The 18,922-nt window shown below is 66.8% G+C and carries 19 protein-coding genes and 1 tRNA gene; 7 read left to right on the top strand and 13 right to left on the bottom strand.

The window, feature by feature from the left end; translation table 11 throughout:
* Positions 1-89: 89 nt before the first annotated feature.
* The 5 genes from queF to A1351_RS14650 all read right to left on the bottom strand — a co-directional run bounded on the left by queF (position 90) and on the right by A1351_RS14650 (position 4,808).
* The gene (gene queF / locus A1351_RS14670; RefSeq protein ID WP_024881210.1) at positions 90-551 is read right to left on the bottom strand and encodes a preQ(1) synthase; all 462 of its coding nucleotides are present in this window, start codon (positions 549-551) and stop codon (positions 90-92) included.
* A gap of 32 nt (positions 552-583) precedes the next feature.
* Complete coding sequence (locus A1351_RS14665; protein WP_245291658.1) at positions 584-1,933, bottom strand: peptide MFS transporter; 1,350 nt, start codon at positions 1,931-1,933, stop codon at positions 584-586.
* Positions 1,930-2,508, bottom strand: a complete 579-nt coding sequence (locus A1351_RS14660; RefSeq protein WP_064033354.1) for a DUF2939 domain-containing protein — start codon at positions 2,506-2,508, stop codon at positions 1,930-1,932. Before A1351_RS14660 ends, A1351_RS14665 begins: the two co-directional genes overlap by 4 nt.
* Positions 2,509-2,627: 119 nt before the next feature.
* Entirely contained in the window at positions 2,628-4,541 is a 1,914-nt protein-coding gene (locus A1351_RS14655; RefSeq protein ID WP_157096319.1) for a hypothetical protein, read from the bottom strand.
* A gap of 182 nt (positions 4,542-4,723) precedes the next feature.
* Positions 4,724-4,808 (bottom strand) — tRNA-Leu (locus A1351_RS14650).
* A gap of 166 nt (positions 4,809-4,974) precedes the next feature.
* Here A1351_RS14650 and A1351_RS14645 point away from each other — a divergent pair.
* Complete coding sequence (locus tag A1351_RS14645; protein WP_024881214.1) at positions 4,975-5,979, top strand: complex I NDUFA9 subunit family protein; 1,005 nt, start codon at positions 4,975-4,977, stop codon at positions 5,977-5,979.
* A 22-nt stretch (positions 5,980-6,001) separates the two neighbouring features.
* Here the strand turns inward: A1351_RS14645 and A1351_RS14640 are convergent, their stop codons facing one another.
* Positions 6,002-6,688, bottom strand: a complete 687-nt coding sequence (locus A1351_RS14640; protein ID WP_024881215.1) for a sulfate transporter family protein — start codon at positions 6,686-6,688, stop codon at positions 6,002-6,004.
* A gap of 168 nt (positions 6,689-6,856) precedes the next feature.
* Here A1351_RS14640 and A1351_RS14635 point away from each other — a divergent pair, with 168 nt between their 5' ends.
* From A1351_RS14635 to A1351_RS14625, 3 genes are all read left to right on the top strand, one after another.
* Positions 6,857-7,663, top strand: coding sequence for a bifunctional 2-polyprenyl-6-hydroxyphenol methylase/3-demethylubiquinol 3-O-methyltransferase UbiG (locus A1351_RS14635; protein WP_026599478.1), 807 nt, complete (start codon positions 6,857-6,859; stop codon positions 7,661-7,663).
* 92 nt (positions 7,664-7,755) lie between these two features.
* Positions 7,756-8,607 carry a class I SAM-dependent methyltransferase gene (locus A1351_RS14630; RefSeq protein WP_064033351.1) on the top strand — a complete coding sequence of 284 codons (852 nt, stop codon included), beginning with the start codon at positions 7,756-7,758 and terminating at the stop codon, positions 8,605-8,607.
* A 43-nt stretch (positions 8,608-8,650) separates the two neighbouring features.
* Positions 8,651-10,021: a (Fe-S)-binding protein gene (locus A1351_RS14625; protein ID WP_064033368.1), complete on the top strand. Its 1,371-nt coding sequence runs from the start codon at positions 8,651-8,653 to the stop codon at positions 10,019-10,021.
* Between the two features lie 245 nt (positions 10,022-10,266).
* Here the strand turns inward: A1351_RS14625 and A1351_RS14620 are convergent, their stop codons facing one another.
* Positions 10,267-10,605, bottom strand: a complete 339-nt coding sequence (locus A1351_RS14620) for a hypothetical protein (RefSeq protein ID WP_036292659.1) — start codon at positions 10,603-10,605, stop codon at positions 10,267-10,269.
* Between the two features lie 100 nt (positions 10,606-10,705).
* On the opposite strand from A1351_RS14620, the gene A1351_RS14615 reads away from it, so the two are divergent.
* Positions 10,706-11,308 carry a hypothetical protein gene (locus A1351_RS14615; protein WP_064033350.1) on the top strand — a complete coding sequence of 201 codons (603 nt, stop codon included), beginning with the start codon at positions 10,706-10,708 and terminating at the stop codon, positions 11,306-11,308.
* 393 nt (positions 11,309-11,701) lie between these two features.
* Here the strand turns inward: A1351_RS14615 and A1351_RS14610 are convergent, their stop codons facing one another.
* The 6 genes from A1351_RS14610 to A1351_RS14585 form a co-directional block, all read right to left on the bottom strand.
* Entirely contained in the window at positions 11,702-13,387 is a 1,686-nt protein-coding gene (locus A1351_RS14610; RefSeq protein ID WP_064033349.1) for a DUF882 domain-containing protein, read from the bottom strand.
* Positions 13,388-13,646: 259 nt separating this feature from the next.
* On the bottom strand, positions 13,647-14,456 hold the full coding sequence (locus A1351_RS14605) for a hypothetical protein (RefSeq protein WP_064033348.1): 810 nt from the start codon (positions 14,454-14,456) through the stop codon (positions 13,647-13,649).
* Between the two features lie 129 nt (positions 14,457-14,585).
* A complete protein-coding gene (locus A1351_RS14600) occupies positions 14,586-15,605 on the bottom strand; it encodes an NAD regulator (protein WP_024881223.1) in 1,020 nt (339 codons plus the stop codon).
* Between the two features lie 10 nt (positions 15,606-15,615).
* Positions 15,616-16,128, bottom strand: a complete 513-nt coding sequence (locus A1351_RS14595; RefSeq protein WP_026599482.1) for a tyrosine phosphatase family protein — start codon at positions 16,126-16,128, stop codon at positions 15,616-15,618.
* A 48-nt stretch (positions 16,129-16,176) separates the two neighbouring features.
* On the bottom strand, positions 16,177-16,788 hold the full coding sequence (locus A1351_RS14590) for an HD family hydrolase (RefSeq protein WP_024881225.1): 612 nt from the start codon (positions 16,786-16,788) through the stop codon (positions 16,177-16,179).
* The gene (locus tag A1351_RS14585; RefSeq protein WP_024881226.1) at positions 16,776-17,393 is read right to left on the bottom strand and encodes a DNA-3-methyladenine glycosylase I; all 618 of its coding nucleotides are present in this window, start codon (positions 17,391-17,393) and stop codon (positions 16,776-16,778) included. Before A1351_RS14585 ends, A1351_RS14590 begins: the two co-directional genes overlap by 13 nt.
* A 199-nt stretch (positions 17,394-17,592) precedes the next feature.
* On the opposite strand from A1351_RS14585, the gene A1351_RS24800 reads away from it, so the two are divergent.
* Together A1351_RS24800 and A1351_RS24015 are read left to right on the top strand one after the other, a co-directional pair.
* Positions 17,593-18,126: a hypothetical protein gene (locus A1351_RS24800; protein WP_024881227.1), complete on the top strand. Its 534-nt coding sequence runs from the start codon at positions 17,593-17,595 to the stop codon at positions 18,124-18,126.
* 213 nt (positions 18,127-18,339) lie between these two features.
* Complete coding sequence (locus A1351_RS24015; protein WP_024881228.1) at positions 18,340-18,735, top strand: DUF3126 family protein; 396 nt, start codon at positions 18,340-18,342, stop codon at positions 18,733-18,735.
* Positions 18,736-18,922 lie beyond the last annotated feature (187 nt).

Genomic DNA, 18,922 nt, shown 5'->3' with positions numbered 1-18,922 from the left:
AAACAATCCAGAGCCATGGGCGGCCCCTGGATCGCTTCGTCGCTTCGTTCCTCGCGATGACGGCGAGATTGCGCGACATGTGCTGTTTTTCACCCCCGCCCGCGATAGGGCGGCACGCCCTGGTCGGGCAGCCACAGGCCGGCGGGCGGCTCGCCCGTCTGCCAGAAGACGTCGATCGGAATGCCGCCGCGCGGATACCAATAGCCGCCGATGCGCAGCCAGCGCGGCGTCATCGCCGCCACGAGGTCCTTGGCGATGCGGATGGTGCAATCCTCATGGAAGGCGCCGTGATTGCGATAACTGCCGAGATAGAGCTTCAGCGACTTCGATTCGACGAGCCATTCCATCGGCGCATAATCGATGACGATATGCGCGAAATCGGGCTGGCCGGTCACCGGGCAGAGCGAGGTGAATTCCGGCGCAGCGAAACGGACGAGATAGGTCTCGCCCGGATGCGGATTGGCGACGAGGTCGAGCTCGGCCTCTTCGGGCGATTGCGGCAGCGGCGCCTTCTGCCCGAGAAGCGCGGCGCCCTTATGCGTCTTCGTCATGCCGAAAGCTCTTAACCCGACGCGAGCGCGCGTCAATCGGGAATGAGGTCGGAGCGAAAGCGGCGCGCGAGCTCTATCATCGCGCCCGCAGCGAATGCCGCGCCGGCGATGAGCGCGAAAAAGCCCGCGCCCGAGAGGCCGGACCAGAAGCCGCCGAGCCAGCCGCCCAGAAAATTGCCGGCGAACATTGTGAGGAACCAGGCGCCCATGGCCATGGAGCGCGAGCGCGGCGGTGCGAGACGCGACACCAGCGAGAGCGTGATCGGTGAAAAGCACAATTCGCCGAGCGTGAGCAAAGCGAAATAGGCGGCGAGCCACAGCCAGCTCGACAGCCCCTCGCCGCGCGTCTCCGCGGCGAAGGCGAGGATCAGATAGGAGAGGCCGAGGCAAAAGCAGCCGAGCGATAGCTTGACGATGGTCGAGGGCTCCCGCCCCGCCGTCGCGAGCCGCGTCCACAACGCCACCAGTGGCGGCGTGAAGAGGAAGATCATCAGCGGATTGACGGCCTGAAACCAGGTGACGGGAATTTCACCGCGCCAAAACAGGAGATCGACATGGCGGTTCGTGAAGCGCTCCGCCCACAGCGCGATGGTGTTGCCCTGCTGCTCATAGGCCGCCCAAAAGAGAATGGCCGGCGGCGCCAGCAGCAGCAGGCCGAGCAGCGCGCGCCCATCGTCGCGCAATTCCGCGCGCTCGTCGATGCGCGTCGGCGCGGGCTCGACCGGCAGGCTGGGCAGGCCCGCGAGATAGGTCGCGAGGCCGATCGCCATGCCGACTCCGGCGCTGACGAAGCCATAATGCCAGCCGAGCGTCTCCCCGAGCGTTCCGCTCACCAGCGGCGCGAAGAAGCCGCCGACATTTATGCCGACATAGAAGATCGAGAAGGCGCGGTCGCGACGCGGATCATTCGGCGCATAGAGCCCGCCGAGCTGGGTGACGATATTGGGCTTGAAGGCGCCATTGCCGAGCGCCAGCGTGACGAGCGCCAGCAGAAACAGGCCTTCTGACGCCATCATGAAATGGCCGGCCATCATCAGCGCCGCGCCGAGGATCACCGTGTAGCGGCGCCCGAGCCAGCGATCGGCGAGCCATCCGCCGAGAATGGGCGTCAGATAGACGAAGCCGGTGTAGAGCCCGTAGATTTGCGAGGCGAAGGGCTGCGGCGCCAGCGGGCCGAGCAGAAATTCGAGCCCCTGCTTCAGCGCGCCGAGGCCGATGACGCTCTGCGCTCGCTCGGGCGCGAGCAGATGATCGACCATATAGAGGACGAGCAGAGCGCGCATTCCATAATAGGAGAAGCGCTCCCACATCTCGGTCGTGAAGAGAAATGCGAGGCCGCGCGGGTGGCCGAACAGCTCGGCCCTTCGCGCAGAGCCGATCACAGACGCTCGCCCGCATCCGGCCGCAGGATCTTTTTCAAAATATCCGGCGGGATGCGAATATCGGCGACCTTCCAGGTCCAATCCGCGAGCACGAAGACGATGGCGACGCCATCCTTATGGGTGATCCGGAACCGCGTCGGCGAAAGAAGCTCGAAGCGATGCGCGAAGCGACGCAGATCGAGCTCCTTCGGCTCTTGTCCGCCGGCTTCGCTCCCACCGCCGCCGGCCGCCGGCGCGCGGCGCGCCAGCAGAGCGCCGATGGCGGCGGGCGAGACGAAGCGATCGACCGCCGTGTCGATGAGAGCGGGGCCGATCGCCGCCAGCAGTCCGGCGCCGAGCCGCGCCCCGGCGCTGCGATGCTTATCCGCCTCGTCCAGCGCGCGGGACATGACGATCGCCGAAAGCTGCTCCTTGATCGAGGCCCGCACGGCGGGGAAATCGACATGATCGGAAATGGCGACGGCGTCGCCCGCTTTCACGCCCGCCTCGAGCTGGCGCAGCGAGAGAAACGCGTAGCCGGCGTAGAGAAGCGTAAGAGCGAGAAGGGCGAAAACGGCGATTAGGGCGCGTCGCATGATCGTTCCCCCGGAAGCCACCCCGAAACAGGGCCGCAGGACGGTCTCCGCTTCTCGTCCCGTCGGGGCCGGGTTGCAAGCCCCTCCGGCGCGGCCTCACTCTCGATCGGCGCCGCCGCTCATCGCGCCACCCAATTCGAACCGTTGCAGATAGCGAGCGTCTTCGTCGAGCCGCCGCCAGAGATCCTCGCGCCCCATATGGCCGCGCTCGCGTCGGTCACATAGGCGATTTGGCCGAGAGCGCTGGAATTGCAGCCGGGCAGAGAACCGACCGTCGAGCCGAGCAGCGTCGCCAGCCCCTTCGCCTCGATGATGGACGGAACATCGGCCGAAGAACGCGGCGAGAGCCCCGAAAGGTCGATCCCCGTCCCGCGCGACGAATTGGATGAAGGGCTCCTGACGCAGCTGGAGACGGCGGAGGGCGAAACCTTCACATTGCTGACCGTGTCCTGCGCCACGACGGCGTGATCATAGAGATACGGCGCGAGGCAATATTGCATGTCGAGATGAATCGTCACATCCGAGGTCGATCCTTCCAGCCGAACAGCGGTCTGTCCGACGAACCCGGACGAGGCGAAAATCGCGTCGATTTTTAACCCGCGGACATTATGCGCGAGTACCCCGCCGGCCGAATCATTGGCGATCCATGTCCCCTCCATGCTTATTGAATTCACGCCCGCGCCGGCGGCGGCGTCCGCGTCGGCAGAGAAAGTGAAGGCGCTGCCGATATGCTTGGGCGAGGACGCCCGCGCATAAATATTGCCGATGTTGATATTCTGAATGATCGACCCCGTCCCGGTCGCCGTCGCTTCGACAATTCCGCCATTGACGGGACCGCCCTCCTCGCCGTGGCCGTCGAATTGAGAGCCGGTCTCGATCCATATGTCCGAGATCGCGGCGCCGTTCGAAGCCGCTATCTCCACATTCTTCGCGGAGTAATATCCGATCCACGCATGGAAGCGCAGGCCCGCGACGCCCGTTCCGGCATGATCGGCCTTGATCCAAATGTTGCGCGTATAGCTTCCGCCGGTGGAGCAGGACGCCATCGTCCCGCGGCAAGGCGTGCAGTTCATTTGATAAAAATCGGCGTCGCCGACGAATGAGCCGGCGCTCGACGTCGGGTCGATGTTCAGACAATAGGCGCGCGGCGCGGTCGAGAACATTCCGATGCGCCGAAATTCGATCAAGCGCCCATTGCGCCATTCTATGGCGTTGACGAAATTCTCGAAGTCTATGTCGTGAATACGGTTCTGCTGCGTGGGGTTGAATGACGTCCCATCATCCTTGCCGATGCGCAGAAGACTCGTCACCGAATAGGCGGAATTGTTGACGAGCTGGAATTGGCCGACATCGAATGACGCGTTTTGCTCGGAAGCGGACGAAGGCGCGACGAGATCGACGAGCGCCTCGCCCTCGAATGTCTCGGAGGCCATGATTCGCGTGCCGCCGAGAGCCGCCGCGCAACCGGTGAATTGAAGCGGAAACCAAGTCACCGGGGAAAGCGCGACCGTACGGGCGAATGTATAAAATCCGCAGCCGAGATCGACGCCATATTTCGTGTTCCGCGGCGTCAGGACGCCGCGGTTGAGCGCGGCGAATTTCGAGCTGTCATGCGCGGCCTGGACCGACGCCGCCTGATCGGCGTCCCCCCACCATTCCGGCTTTGGAAAAGCCAGCCCCCTGACGGCGCCGGTGCCACTGAAAATCTGGTACGGGCCGGCGATGACCGTCGCCCCGTCCGCGAAAGTCAGCGCTTTCCGATTCGCGACCCGAAACCCTCCGCCGCGCTCGACGAACCACATCGTCATGCCGGACAGAGCGAGGTCGTTCGAGACCGCGCATATTCTGTCGATGATGATCGTGCGCCCGGCCGCCGCAGCCGCTGCGAGCGCCGCGTCATCGCAGGTCGCGCCAAAGGCGGAAATGGACGCGATCGCGCTCGGCGCGCCGAAATCCTCGAGGCGGAGATCCCTCGCATGCGCCCACAGGGCGCCCGCGATGGTCGCCGCGCCTGCGAGAAGAACTCTCTTCATTTTCGGCCTCGGCTCGGCTCGTGGATGGCGAGTCTGCTCGCCTTTCGGAGCCGAGACGTCCGTCGCTTCGCGCGCGCCCGGCCGCAGTCTCTGAATATGCGCTACGGTGGAGTTCAGGCTCATTTGCCGCTCAGCGGCGCTCTATGACACTCTGCGCGAGTGGACACTCTGCGAGAGTGAGATGGTGCCCAGGAGAGGACTCGAACCTCCACGGCTTTCACCACTGGTACCTGAAACCAGCGCGTCTACCAATTCCGCCACCTGGGCAACGCGGCTCTCTTACGAGGACGACGCTCTGCTTGTCAATGGCGCTCGTGACGCTTCGTTCACGTTCGTGCGGCGCATTCCCTTTCCGGCCAAATCGCGCTAGAGCATCCGCCCGAAACGGAGCGATATTCTCGAGCGCTCCGAGCGAAGCGGCGTGGGGCGAAGAATGAGCGCAGATGTGAAGGATGCCGGGCGGATCGTGACGGTGTTCGGCGGGTCGGGATTCATCGGGCGCCATGTGGTGGCGGCCCTGGCGCGGGACGGCTGGCGCGTGCGCGTCGCCTGCCGGCGGCCGGACCTCGCCTTTTTCCTGCAGCCTCTCGGCAAGGTGGGGCAGATTTTCCCGGTGCAGGCCAATCTGCGCAATCCGGCCTCCGTCGCCGCCGCCGTGCGCGGGGCCGAGGCGGTCGTCAATCTGGTCGGCGTGCTGGCCGAGGGCGGCAAGCAGAAATTCTCCACCCTGCACGCGCAGGGCGCCAAGGCCGTCGCCGAGGCCGCCGTCGCGGCGGGCGTGAAGCATCTGGTCCATGTCTCCGCCATCGGCGCGGACAAGAATTCCCATTCCGTCTACGCCCGCACCAAGGCGGAGGGCGAGGCCGCAATTCGCGCCGCCTTCCCCAGCGCGATGATCTTGCGCCCGTCCGTCGTCTTCGGCCCGGAGGACGAATTCTTCAACCGATTCGGCGCGCTGGCGCGCTATCTGCCGATCGAGCCGGTCATCGGCGAGGCGACGCGCTTCCAGCCCGTCTATGTCGGCGATGTGGCGCAGGCCGTCGCGCTGGCGGTGGACGGCCGCGCCCAGGCCGGCGCGACCTATGAGCTCGGCGGCCCGGAGGTGAAGACCTTCCGCGCGCTGGTCGAATATGCGCTGAAGGTCGCCGAGCGCGACGTCAAGATCTGGCCGCTCTCCTTCGCGACGGGGGCGCTCATCGCGCGCATCACCCAGACGCTGCATTCTCTTTCGCTCGGCCTCTTCCCCAGCCTGCTGACGACGACCGTCGATCAGGTGGAGCTGCTGCGCCACGACAATGTCGTCTCCGCCGACGCCAAGGCCACCGGGTTGACGCTGCAAGGGCTCGGAATCACGCCGACGGCGATCGAGGCGATCGTCCCCAGCTATCTCTACCGCTACCGTAAGACCGGCCAATATCAGGCGCAGCGGCTCGCCTGAGCCGCCCGACGCCTCTCCAGCCTCAGCGCGCCCGCGCTTCAGCGCGGGCCGCAGGGGCGGCGAGCCGCCTGTGCAGGCGCACCATGAAGGCCACGCCGAACAGCGGCGTGAACAGATTGAGGCCCGGCACGGCGACGAAGCCGGCGATGAACAGGCCCGCGAGGAACAAGGTCGTCGCATGGCGACGGGTCAGCTCGCGGGCTTCCTCCAGCGAGCAATAGCGCGTCGCGGCGAAGGCGAAATATTCCCGGCCGAACAGATAGGCGTTGGCCAGCACGAAGACGATGGCGTTGACGCCGGGCACGAGCAGCAGCAAGAGCGCGACGAGATTGACGCCCGCAGAGACCAGCGCGAAGCGCAGCGCCATCACCATCGCCTGACCGGCCGGCAGCGGACGCCCGCGCGGCCCGTGAGGGTCGATCTCCTCCTCGACCACATCGGCGAGATCGTCGAGGAAAAATCCCGCGACGAGGATGGAGATCGGCGCGATGAGAAAAGCGAGGCCGACGACGAGCCCGGCGCCGGTCGCGAAACCGACGATCGTCCGCAACCAATAGTTGTCGGCCGTGAGAAACGACAGCGCGGCCTTGTCCAGCCCGGTCCAGGCCAGCGCCAGCAGGACGAAGGTCAGGCCGAGGCTTTTGAGCAGGACATTGCGAAAGGGCGGCGAGAAGATTTGACGGGCGGCGTCCAGGGCGGCTTGCAGCATGAGGGCTCCGAGGCGGAATTCGCCGACAAGATGGGGGGCGCCGGGCGCAGGCGCAAGCCGGGCCGAGACCGCCCCGCCCGAGACAACCGCCAGCAGGGGCAGGCGCGGCCGCGGAATTTGTGCTAGGGGCTGCGCCGCGGCCCGGATTCGAAAGGCGAGGTTTTCGCATTGATAGGACGAAATTGGTTCAGACGGCGCACCCGCTCCGAGGAAGTCGCGGTCGCCAGCCTGTTTTCCGGCGATGAGACCCGCGCGCCGTCGCACCAGAACGCCATCGACGCCATTCCGGGCTGGAACTGCCATTTTCCCGTCGAATTGGGGCTTACGGCCGGACGGCTGCCGGCCTTCGACGATCCGCGCATCACCTGGTGCATCGAGCGCTATGGCGATCTTACAGGACGCCGCGTGCTGGAGCTCGGTCCGCTGGAGGGGGCGCACACCTATATGCTGGCGAAGGCCGGCGCCCATATCGACGCGGTGGAAGCCAACCGGCTCGCCTTTCTGAAATGCCTGGTGACGCGGGAAGTCCTCGATTTTCCCGACACGCGCTTCTATCTCGGCGATTTCGTGCAATGGCTCGAGCAGGCCGGCCCGCGCTATGATCTCGTCGTGGCGAGCGGCGTGCTCTATCACATGCGCGAGCCGCTGCGGCTGCTGCGCGCCCTGTCCGAGCGCGCCGACGCCATCTATCTGTGGACGGTCATGGTCGACGACGACCAGCTTCCTCACACATTCACGCAGAAGTTCGAAAATCTGGACGTGCGCCTCTATGCGCGCGGCTATGGGGATCGCAGCGTCGCCTTTTGCGGCGGCGCGATGGATTTTCCCAATTGGATGCACCGGGACGACATACTCGCCGTGCTCGCGGCGCTCGGCTATGACGACGTCACCGTGCTGAACGACATCATCGGGACGGCGGGCAATGTCCTGCCGACATTTTCCGTTTTCGCCAGGCGGAGCGCTTCGGTCGGCTGACGACGCGGCGCGGCGCGGCGGTGCTTCCATCGCGCCGCGGATAGATTCGAAGGCGCGCGCCGCGAGCGGGCGCCTCTTCACAGAGGAATGGCATGAGCAGTCAGGACAACGCCAAGAAGCTCCCCATCGGCCGCCGCATCGTGCGCGCGCTTCGTTCGCTGGTCGGGCTGAAGAACGATCCCATCCCCGTGGAGCACGTCAAGCTCAACCGCAGCCAATACAAGAACATTTGGAACGCCGTCTCGGTCTCCGAGAATGACGCGAAAATGGCCGTCTCCGGCTATATCGACGAAGACCTCTATCGCCAGATGGGCGAAGGCACGCGCGACATGCTGCAGTCCTATGTCGGCATCGGCCCGGACGATGTGGTGCTGGAGATCGGCGCCGGCGTCGGCCGCGTCGGCGCCGCGCTCGCGCCAATCTGCAAGGAATGGATCGGCGCCGATGTCGCCGAGAACATGCTCGGCCATATTCGCCAGCGTCTCGCCGCTTTCGACAATGTGCGCACGGTGGCGACCAGCGGCTTCGATCTCTCCGCCGTGCCGGATGCTTCCGTCGACGTCGTCTACAGCACGGTCGTCTTCATGCATCTCGAGGAATGGGATCGCTATAATTACATCAAGGAAGGCTTCCGCATTCTGCGGCCGGGCGGACGCATGCTCGTCGACAATGTGGACATCACCTCCGATCTCGGCTGGAAATTCTTCGAGGAGCATTGCGCGGTGCCGCCCTTCGAGCGGCCGGCGCAGATCAGCAAGACCTCGACGCCGCAGGAGCTCGAGACCTATTTCAAGCGCGCCGGCTATGAGGCGATAGAGCAGGTCCGCGCCAGCCTCTGGATCATCACCTATGGCCGCAAGCCCGCGGCGCAGGAGCAGCCGCAAGAGCAGGCCGCCGAAGCGCAGGCCGCGGCGCCGGCCGAGGAAGCCCACGCCGCCGTCTGACGGCGCGAATATTGCTCACATGCCGCCCGAGGACACGGGCGGCATGAAGACATTTCTCGACTGGTCGGCTTACGACACATACGGAATAGGCGACGCCTATTCCGGCATTCCGGCGACGGGCGGCAATTACGCCAAGGCGGTTGCGGTTTGCATGCACAGCCGCGACTGCCAGAAGACCGCCAAGGGCGTCATGTGCCCGAGCTATCGCGTCACCGGCGAGGTCAAGCATTCCACCGAGGCGCGCGTCGCCGCCTTCAAGGCCGCGCTCAATGACGGCACGGACGAGCGCGCCTTCGCCGATCCGCGCCTCGACGAGGCGATGGACCTCTGCGTCTCCTGCAAGGCCTGCAAGAAGGAATGTCCCAGCGCCGTCGATATGACGCTGATCAAGACCGAATATCTCGCCCAGCGTCATGAGATCGTCGGCGTGCCCAAGCGTCTGCGCCTGTTCGGCGGCGTACCGGAATGGACGGGTCGCCATCGCGCTCTGCTGCGCTTCGCCATTCGCCTGCGCAATCGCTCGCGCCTTCTCTCCAAGCTCGCGGAAAAATGGATCGGCGTCACCGCCCGCCGTCCCCTTCCCGAGCCGGCCCCCGCGGCCTTCGCCCGCTCGGCCCCGGCGGCGGCGACCGCCGGCGCGCGCGGCGAGGTGATCCTCTTCGTCGATACTTTCTGCCATCACTTCGATCCGCATGTGGCCGAGGCCGCCGTCGAGGTGCTGGAGCACGCCGGCTATAGCGTTCGCATCGCCAAGCCGGCGCCGACCGATGCGGAGCCGGACCGTCCGCTCTGCTGCGGCCGCACTTATCTCACCACCGGAATGGTGAAAAAGGCCCGCGGCGAGGCGGAGCGCGTGCTCGCCGCCTTCCGCGACGAGATCGCCGCCAAGACGCCGATCATCGGCCTCGAGCCCTCCTGCCTGCTGTCGCTGCGCGACGAGCTCTACAGCCTGGGCCTCGGACCGGAGGTCGGCGATCTCGGCAAGCAGCTCTATCTGCTCGAGGAGTTTCTCGCCCGCGAATATCAGAACAAGGGCCTGCGCCTGTCACTGAAGCCGCTCGATCTGCCCAAGGCGGTCGTGCATGGCCATTGCCATCAGAAGGCCTTCGGCGTGATGAAGGCGACGAAGAAAGTGCTCGGCTGGATTCCGGGCTTCACCTTCGACATTGTCGAGACGAGCTGCTGCGGCATGGCCGGCAGCTTCGGCCTCGAGGCCGAGCATTACGAGACGTCGATGAAAATGGCGGAACTGTCGCTGCTGCCGGCGATGCGCGACGCCGCGCCCGACGCGCCGCTGATCGCCAATGGTTTTTCGTGCCGCCACCAGATCGAGCACGGCAGCGGCCGCCAAGCCCGCCATATCGCGCTGCTGCTGCGCGACGCGCTAGAGCCGGCGCCGCAGGCCGCGGAATAGAGCTGCAGAAGCCTGAGCAGAAAGGGCCACTCGCACCTCCCCCTCGAGGGGGGAGGTCGATCGCCGAAGGCGAGCGGGAGGGGGTGACCGCCCGAGTCTTTGCCCTTGAACCCCACCCCGTCCGGCAGTCGCCGGCCGACCCTCCCCCTGAAGGGGAGGGTGGAGCGCGCGCCGGGATAAAAGGCTCGCCTCGCGCGCAATTGTCCAGAATTGTCCGCTAACCGACAGAATTGAACGCCGCGCGCTCAGCTCTCCCCGGCGCGACGCTGGGACAGCTCCTCCATCAGCGCCGACACGGTGTCGAGCAGGCGGATCGCGCCCGGCAGGCGGGAATGCGCGTTCTGTTGCGCCTCGCCCTCCGGGTCCATGCCGCGCCACCAATCGATCAGGTCGCCGATCAGCGCGCGCCCCGGAATTTGCTCGAAGGGAACGCCGGGATAGGCGTCGAGTCCGAAAGCCGCCTCGAAATCGCGCAGGCAGGCTTCGACATAGCGGGCGTCGGCGCCATTGAGCGCGAAAGGCCGCTCCGGCGCGCGACGCACCATGCGCACCTCGCTCAGCTCCGGGATGTAGTCCTTTATCACCGCCCCGCTCCGTCTCCGCAGTTCCCGCGAGAGACGCTCCATCAATTGCGGCGCCAGTCTCGCCGGACGGCAATGGCGCGACGCTTGCATTTTTGAACGTATGACCACAAACGCGACCGAGAGAGGGCCGGTTCCGCCGGCGCTGAAACGATTCATCTGGGATATTCAGTCGATGGTCGAGCTCGCCGACAGCGAGCGGGAGATTCTTCTCATCGGCCGCGATCTCATGACCCGCCTCGTCGCCAGCGACGATTGCCTGCCGGCGGTTTTCGCCGACGCTTTGCCCGGGCGCGGGCGGCAATTCCAGCTCTATAGCGACGGCGAGGAACGCTTTGCCGTCGTCGCCTCCGTGCTCGCCGGCGGCGCCGGCCTGTCGCTGGAGCAGCCAGGGGTCTGGGAGATCGCCGGCGTCTTGCGCGGCGCAGTGTCGCGGCGCCCACCCGGCGGGACGGAAGAAGCGCGCACGCTGGAGAAAGGCGCGGTCGAAGCGCGACTCTCCAAGACCGGCCCCTCCGCCGCCCTCGCCAATACGCTGGCCGAGGAGGTTTCGATCACGATCCAGGTCTATGGAGGGCCGATCACCGGCATCGTCCGCCGCTCGGTCGCGCCCGACGGCGCGATCGGCGAGGCCGAGCCCTACGCCAATGGCGAGGCGACGCCGCCCTACGACATCTACACCATTCAGACCGAGATAAAGGACTGATTTAGCGCGAGGAACGCCCCCTCCCTGCCCCTCCCCCGCCTTGCGCTATCGAATGCACACATCCTCCTCGCCCCCGCGGCGTCTTGGCCGGGCTTGTCCCGGCCACCCACGCCAGGACGCCGAGGCGTCTTGAATGTTTGGCGTGACGCCGAAGCTCCGGTGGGCGCCCGCCACGGGACGAATCCGTCGTTGGTGGGCACTTTCCTATGGTTTCTCAGCTGTTTGGCGTGGATGGCCGGGACAAGCCCGGCCAGGACGGCTGCAGCGTTTCGCAATGTGTGAATCCGATAGCCCGCCTTGCGGGAGGGGAGCGGCCGGCATTGCGCGAAATCTCGATGAAGCGCGGAATCTGCTCCCTCTCCCGCAAAGCGGGGGAGGGTTGGGGAGGGGGCCTCAGCGCGCCGAGACGAACCGATCCGTCGGCAGAATCGCCGCCTGTCCGGCGAAAGCCTGCGCCTGTCCGCTCGAGGTCGTGGGCGCGAAGAGCCCCGTGTCGGCGCGGGCGGCGGAGCGCGGCGCAGCGAAAGTGGTTCCGAGCGCCGTGCCGCCGGGCAGCCGGCTCGCGGACACGCCCGTCGTCAGCGCTTGGAAATTGGAGCGGTCGAGACGCGCCGGCACCAGCTCCACCTTGGCGGGCTTGGGCGCCGGCTTGGCGGTGGGCAGACGCAGCTCCGGAGCGAGATCGCTTCCATAGGGAAGCGATTGCGCGGCGGAGGGCGCATAGGCGAGCAGCGGCTCCGGCTTGGCGACGGCCTGCTGCGCCGGGCGGGCCGGCGGCGGCGGGACATTATGCGCCTCCTCGCTGACGCCGCCGCGCAGGCTGGCGGCGCTGAGATCGACGAGGCTGGCGATGGCGCCTCCGGCCCGGCGGGCGGGCGGAGCGGCGGGAATGCTGGCCAGAGCGCCGAACTCGCTCGGCCGCGTGGGCGGCAGCGGCGCGCCGGCGACGGTGAGGAACATGGGCCGCCGGGGCGGCAGAGGCGCGGCCAGAGCAGCGTCGAGCTTGGCGTCGATCTTCGCCTCCTCGGCGGAGGGTCCGAGCGCGGCCATGGCGACCGGCTTTTGCCGCTCGGCCGGACGCTCGACGGGGACCGGCTCGGCGCGCATCTGAGTCTCGCCGCGCGGCAGATTGCGCTCGGCCACGGCGATGCGCTCCTGCTCGCGGCGGCTCGGCGCCGGAATCGGCGCGGCTTCGGCGCTCTCCTCCTCGGCGTCGGCGGAGACGCGGCCCGAGCGGCGCGGCGCGAGCGACGCCCATTGCTTGCGCGCTGTGGGCGGCGGAGCGGCGGCGATCGCGCTGTCCTCGTCCTCCTCGCCGCCGCCGAACAGCATGGCGAAGAGACCCTTGCTCTGGCGCTCGACGGCCGGAACATAGGCGCCATTGCCGCGCGCCTCGATCTCGGCCTTGGCTTCCTCATAGCGCGCGAGCGGCTGGTTGTTGGTCGGCAGATGCACCGTCTTGCCGTCCGGGAACAGGCGCGCGAGCTGGTCGTAGCTCATGCGCGGCCAGGAGCGGACGCCGCCGACGTCGAGATGCACGAAAGGCGTGCCGGCGGTGGGATAATAGCCGACGCCGCCGCGCTGCATGCGCATGCCGATCTCGCGGATCTGCTCCATGGACATGCCCGGCATCGTGGTGTCCATCGCCTTGCCGAGCATGTGCTGCGAAAACTTCGCCACGGCGCGCGAGCGGCGGCGCAGCATGGCGTTGGTCTCCGGCGAGCGATAGGCGGAGACGACATGGACCGGCTCGCTCGCCCCGGCCTGCCGATAGGCCTCCCACACCACATCGAACAAATGCGGGTCCATCTTGGTCGGCTCGTCGCGGCGCCAGTCGCGCAGGAACCAGTTCAACTGCTCCAGCACCGAGGAATCATAGCGGCCGCCCACCAGATAGGTCGCGGCGATCTGCTCCTTGGTGTGGCTGTGGAAGAGATAGAGCGTGCGCGTCTCGCCATTGGCGACCGCATTCTCGGTGAAGGACGGAGCCAGCGCCGTGATCAGCGCCGCAGCGGCGCTCGCGAGCCGCGCGATAGACCGTCGTGAGAGGAGAGGCGCGCCTTCCCGCCGATCGTCCAAAACGTCTCTTCTTTCCGCTGGTCGACGGGCGAGAAGGCCCGACGAAATGAATTGCAAGACGCGAGCGCCGAACGCACGGACGACCGATCGGGAGATCGATCGTGGCTCGGTCCCTATCGGCGCCTCGGCGTCGCGGGACCCGGCCTCCTCTTGTGAGGGGCGAATCGGATTCGCCCGTAAGGCAAGGACGGTATTTCGACATAATGGCGAAAAATTGCCCAGCCGTCATAGTGACACAATGTCGAGTTCCCGTTGAAAGTCAATGCGCCACGCCTCCGGCGAGGGGCAGGACGAAGGCGCCGGAGGCCAAAATCGGCTGCCCGCCGGGGATCAGCGGCGCCGAGGCCGCCATCTCCGGCAAAGGCTCCGAATGCGCCTCTTTCTGCGCATCCGCGCTGGTGAAGGCGACGGAAGGCGGGCGGCGGGGCGGCTCGGGCGCTTGGACCGGCGCAGGCTCATTGGCTCGGATAGAGGCGGTCGGCGTCGCATCGATCGCCCGGTTCGCCGACAGCCGATCGCGCTCGGCGAGGGCGAGGCGGATCGGCCCCTGCGGCGGCGACGTGGGGTCGGCGAAGGCTTGCGACACCGCGCCTCGCACCTTTTGCGCAAGATCGCCGAGCGGATCGGCGGCTGGCGCGGCGGAGGCGACCGTCTGCGCGCCGCGGCGGGCGCGGCTGGCGATCACCGTGCGGTCGCTGCCGTTGCAATTGCGAATGCCGAGCGAAATCAGCTCATTGCCGCTCAGCACCCGATATTGCCGGGTGAGATAGCCGAGCCGCTCGCGCACCGCCGCCGGATAGTAATTGAACAGTTCGGCGGAGACGCCAGCGTCGGTCTGATGGTCTATCGGATTATAGGCCAAGTGGAATTTGACCTGCGAATCTGGATAGACGCAGACATTGGGAAGGCTGAGCGCCATTGTGCAGGCGGATCGGCATTCGTGCAGTCGAACCTCGCGGCCCTCGCGGCGATAGACTTCCGTTTGCGCCTGATACTCCGAGACGAAACCGCCCACGTCCTTATAGACGATGACCGGTGCCGGAGCAGGCGGCGGCGACAGATAACTCAAGCAAGCACCCCTACGCTCTACTGACCTCCGATAAGAGAAAATTCACCATGATAGGGTGAATAGTCTCTTAACGGCCGGATCATCCTCGAGCGGTCGGGTGGACGGCGACCCATCCGATCGCCCGTCGGATCATCCTCTGATTCCGACCCTGAGGCCGGGCGCAGGACGTTCTTGCAAGACATTGCGGCGAAAATGAAAAAGCGCCGCGGGGCGGCCGCCCGTCTTCAGCGACACCTCCCCCGTCGGCTCCACGGCGGCGGAGGTTTCCACGAGGCGGCGGAAGTTCTGCTTGTGCAAATGGCGGCCGGCGATGGCCTCCACCGTCCGCTGCAGCTCGGTGAGCGTGAAGGCCGGCGGCATCAGCTCGAAGATCACCGGGCGGTATTTCATCTTGGCGCGCAGCCGGCCCATGGCCGTCGCCAGAATGCGCCGATGATCGTGCTGCATGGGCGCGCCGAGCGGCGGCGGCTTCACGCCGCGCTTCAACGCCGCCTCGCGCCCGTCGCGCCAGGCCTCCTCGACCAAGCCAGCCTCATAGAGCAGCTCATAGCGCTCGAGCGCATTCTCCTCGTCGAGCCCCCTGCCCTGCGGGCGGAACAGAAGATTGACGCGGTCGCGCCGCCGCAGGCCGGAGGAGGAGAGCGCATCCGGCGCCTCCTCCACCCAGGCCGAGAGGCCGGGCAGAATGGTCGTCTCCATCGCCTCGGGCCGGCCGCCGCGCCAATCTTCCCAAGGGAAGAACTCGTACCAGCTGCGAAAGCCGCGAATTTCGTCCGCCTGCTCCTCGGCTATGCGGGTCAGCGCGAGATAGCCGACGGAGACCACATGCGGATCGCGGTCGCCGGCGCGGGCGTGGCGGCCGCGATCGCCGAAAGTGTAGAGCTGCTCGACATAGCCCAGCGTCATGCCGGTCTGCTCGGCGACCCAGGCGCGCAGGCCGATCTCGAAAGTGCGGTGATGCACCGGATCGAAAGGGCCGGAGGGCAGAGCGGCGCGCGCGTCCTCACCGTGGGCGGCGACAGTGAGGATGAGCGGCTCGTCCTCCTGCGCCGCGACGATCGCCGCCGTCAGGCCGATGGCGACCGGCAGCGGTCCTTCAGAGTCGCGCGAAGATGCCGGCGGCTCGCGCCGATGATCGAAGCTCGTCATCGTCTATGGGTCAGGCGAGCTCGAGCGCGAAGGGCGCCCCCTCGTAGCAATCCGCGCCGCGGCCGATCTCGGCTATGGCCGCCGACATGCGGCCTTCGCGAGAAAGAATGCGATCGGCCAGAGCGACGAGACGGCGGTTGGGCGTGGCGGTCGGCGAGGCGCGGCGCAGCTCGGACGCCAATTCGCTCTCCGCGCGCTGCGGCGCGAGCGCGCAAGCGAGAATAAAGGCAGCCGCCGGCGAGCGGCTGACTCCGGCGTAGCAATGGATGACCAGCGGCTCACGCCGGTCCCATGCGCCGGCGAAGGCGAGAAGGTTCTCTATATGCGCGCGATTGGCGAGCACATGGCCGTCCTGATCCGCCTCTATGTCGGAGACGGCGAGACGCAAATGTCGCTCGGGCTTGATCTCGCTCGGCCGCGCCAGCGAAGAGCCGGCGGTGAGAATTGTGATGAGTGAGCGCGCGCCACTGGCGCGCACCGTGTCGACGACCTTCGTAAGCGAACAGACATAGAGGTGCGCCATGTCTCACCCGTTCTGTGTCACTTCGATGCCTCACACTCTGATGCGTCGCTACGCGCCTCGCTCGATCGTGGCGAAGCGCGCGAGAAAGCGCTGCTGCGCCTCCTCGACCGAGAGCGGCTCCAACGCCTGCGCGCAAGCGTCGGGCGCCAGCGCCGGACGGCCGAAGATGCGCTCGGCCTCTCCGCGTGTAAAGCCGGCGAGACCCACCGCCTCGAAAAAAGCCGAGGCGCGATCCGCCCGCTTGGCGAGACGCAAGAGAGCCGCGTCCGGCTCCGGCGACAATGAGAAGCGCAGCAGGATCGCCGTCAAAATTCGTTTCTCCACGCTCTTGTATGTGTCGCCGATGACCGCCTTGAAGGGGGAGATCATGTCGCCGATCACATATTCCGGCGCGTCATGGAGCAGCATGAACAGCCGCCCCTCGCGTCCGAGCCCGGGCGAGAGCGCGCAGGCGATCTCCTCGACGAGCAGGCTGTGCTGGGCGACCGAGAATATATGTGGGCCATGCGTCTGACCGTTCCAGCGGGCGACGCGGGCCAGCCCATGGGCGATATCCTCGATTTCCACATCCAGCGGCGAGGGATCGAGCAGATCGAGCCGCCGGCCGGACAGCATGCGCTGCCAGGCGCGGGGCGCCGCCTCGGCCTTCACTCCGCGCATCTGTGGCACTCCGCCAGATGGTCGTCCACCATGCCCACCGCCTGCATGAAGGCGTAGACGATCGTCGGGCCGCAGAAGGCGAAGCCGCGCGCCTTCAGATCCTTGGCGAGGCGGCGGGAGATGTCCGTCTGCGTCGGAATGTCGGCCGTCGTGCGCGGACGGCGGACGATGGGAGCTCCATCGACGAAATCCCAGAGATAATTGGAAAATCCCACGCTCTCCTCGAGCTCCAGATAGGCGCGCGCGGAGGCGATGGCGCCTTCGATCTTGGCGCGGTTGCGGATGATTGCCTGGTTTTGCATCAGAGCTTCGACGCGAGCGGAGTCGAAGCGCGCGATTCGCTCGGGATCGAATCCCTCGAAAGCGGCGCGGAAGCCCTCGCGGCGACGCAGGATGGAAATCCAGGAGAGGCCGGCCTGGAAGCCATCGAGAATCAGCTTCTCGTAGAGCGCGCGCGAATCACGCTCCGGACGGCCCCATTCTTCGTCGTGATAGGCGACATAGAGCGAATCGTAACCGGCCCACGGACAACGCAAAACGCCATCTGGATGACGCAGCGCGGCAGCATCGCGCCAAGCGCGCGGATTTTCTCTTTCGGCGGCCATCGCCCCTTCCCTCACGCTTTCCGTGCGCCATCTGAGCCCAAAGAGTGTTTCATAACATCCGGATTGCGGTCCCGGCGAGCTTGCGGCCCTTGCCTCGATGCATGACAATTGGCACAGGCCGTGCTCGCAGTGCGGCCGTCGGGAGCCGTTTGCGCTGAGGAATCTTCATCGGCGACGGCGCTCACCAAGGAGAAATTTGATGTCGATCCGTCTCGTCTCTTACGCTGCCGTCGGCGCCCTCGCGGTCGGCTTGGCGGTCGCCGCCGCGGGTGAAGCGAAAGCGCAGGCGAATGTTTTGAAGGAATGCGGCACGCAATATCAAGCCGCCAAGGCCGCCAATGAGCTGAAGGGTCAGAGCTGGCAGGACTTTCTGAAAGCCTGCCGCGTGCGCCTGTCCGAGCAGCCCGCCGAGACCGCGCCGGCCGCCGCCGCTCCCGCACCGACACCTGCCCCCGCCCCTGCTCCGGCCGCCGCAGCGCCCGAGCCGACCCCGGCCCCGGCCCCCGCGCCGACGACAGCGACGCCCGCTCCGGCGCCTGCACCCGCGCCGACAACCGCCGCCAAGCCGGCCAAGCCCGTCTCCGAAGGCAAGGCCGCCCAGACCGCCCGCCAGAAAAAATGCGGCGCCGAATGGAAATCCAAGAAGGCCGAGCTGCTGAAGGCCGACCCCAAGGCCACCTGGCCGAAATATTGGAGCGAGTGCAACAAGCGCCTCAAAGCCGCGGGCGAGTGAAGCCTCGGCCATTGCCGCCGCTCTGGCCCGGCGCGTCGCGCCGGGCTTTTTTATTGCGCGGGACCACTGGCGCGTCGCGCCGGGCTTTTTCGTCGGGCGGGACCACGGGCGGGAGCCCCTCTTGCGGCGCGGCCGCTTTTCGTGGCACAGGCTGCGGGCCGCGAGACGACGGCGAGGCGCTCGGCAAGAGGCGCGCGAAGCGGGGGAAGCCGTATGGAGAAGATCGAGCTGCGCAAGCTGCAGGCCTTCTTGCGCCAGGCGCTCGGCAATGAGGAGATTCGCGTGACCGCGGATCCCAAGAACCCCGATGACGCCGCCGTGCATCTCGGCGAGCGCAAGATCGCCTCCATCATGGTGGACGACGAGGACGGCGACCGCTCCTTCGCCTTCGGGATGAAGCTGCCCGTCGGCCGCGAGACGCTGCAATCCTATCTGCGGAAGCTGTTCGAGAACGACAAGCTCACCATCGCGCCGCGCGGTCGCAAGACCGATTCCGTCGAGCTCAACAGCGGCGAGGATTTTCTCGGCGTCATTTCCGCCGACGACGCCAAGCAGACCAGCTACACGCTGCAGATCGCCATTCTGGACTTCGACCTCGACGATTTTTGAGCGCCCGCCTCAGCGCGGACGCGGCCGATCGGCGTCGATCGAGGCCAGAAAGGCGCGCAGCCCGCGCGCGAGCTCTTCCCAATCGCGCAGCAGAGCGGCGGAAAAGCGCGCCTCGACATCCAGATTCTTCCAGCGCAGCGCCCATAGGCAGGGCGCGGAGCCGAGAAAGCCCGCGTCGCGACGCGGG

It is taken from the genome of Methylosinus sp. R-45379, from assembly GCF_001644125.1.
Classification (GTDB): domain Bacteria; phylum Pseudomonadota; class Alphaproteobacteria; order Rhizobiales; family Beijerinckiaceae; genus Methylosinus.
This window is presented reverse-complemented; position numbering and strand designations above follow the sequence as displayed.

Bases quoted from the DNA above. Each gene is read 5' to 3' on its own strand.
- A1351_RS24015 (WP_024881228.1), top strand. From the start codon at position 18,340: ATGGAGAAGATCGAGCTGCGCAAGCTGCAGGCCTTCTTGCGCCAGGCG.
- A1351_RS14660 (WP_064033354.1), bottom strand. From the start codon at position 2,508: ATGCGACGCGCCCTAATCGCCGTTTTCGCCCTTCTCGCTCTTACGCTT.
- queF (WP_024881210.1), bottom strand. From the start codon at position 551: ATGACGAAGACGCATAAGGGCGCCGCGCTTCTCGGGCAGAAGGCGCCG.
- A1351_RS14655 (WP_157096319.1), bottom strand. From the start codon at position 4,541: ATGAAGAGAGTTCTTCTCGCAGGCGCGGCGACCATCGCGGGCGCCCTG.
- A1351_RS14640 (WP_024881215.1), bottom strand. From the start codon at position 6,688: ATGCTGCAAGCCGCCCTGGACGCCGCCCGTCAAATCTTCTCGCCGCCC.
- A1351_RS14585 (WP_024881226.1), bottom strand. From the start codon at position 17,393: ATGGCCGCCGAAAGAGAAAATCCGCGCGCTTGGCGCGATGCTGCCGCG.
- A1351_RS14600 (WP_024881223.1), bottom strand. From the start codon at position 15,605: ATGACGAGCTTCGATCATCGGCGCGAGCCGCCGGCATCTTCGCGCGAC.
- A1351_RS14645 (WP_024881214.1), top strand. From the start codon at position 4,975: ATGAGCGCAGATGTGAAGGATGCCGGGCGGATCGTGACGGTGTTCGGC.
- A1351_RS14590 (WP_024881225.1), bottom strand. From the start codon at position 16,788: ATGCGCGGAGTGAAGGCCGAGGCGGCGCCCCGCGCCTGGCAGCGCATG.
- A1351_RS14625 (WP_064033368.1), top strand. From the start codon at position 8,651: ATGAAGACATTTCTCGACTGGTCGGCTTACGACACATACGGAATAGGC.
- A1351_RS14630 (WP_064033351.1), top strand. From the start codon at position 7,756: ATGAGCAGTCAGGACAACGCCAAGAAGCTCCCCATCGGCCGCCGCATC.
- A1351_RS24800 (WP_024881227.1), top strand. From the start codon at position 17,593: ATGTCGATCCGTCTCGTCTCTTACGCTGCCGTCGGCGCCCTCGCGGTC.
- A1351_RS14595 (WP_026599482.1), bottom strand. From the start codon at position 16,128: ATGGCGCACCTCTATGTCTGTTCGCTTACGAAGGTCGTCGACACGGTG.
- A1351_RS14615 (WP_064033350.1), top strand. From the start codon at position 10,706: ATGACCACAAACGCGACCGAGAGAGGGCCGGTTCCGCCGGCGCTGAAA.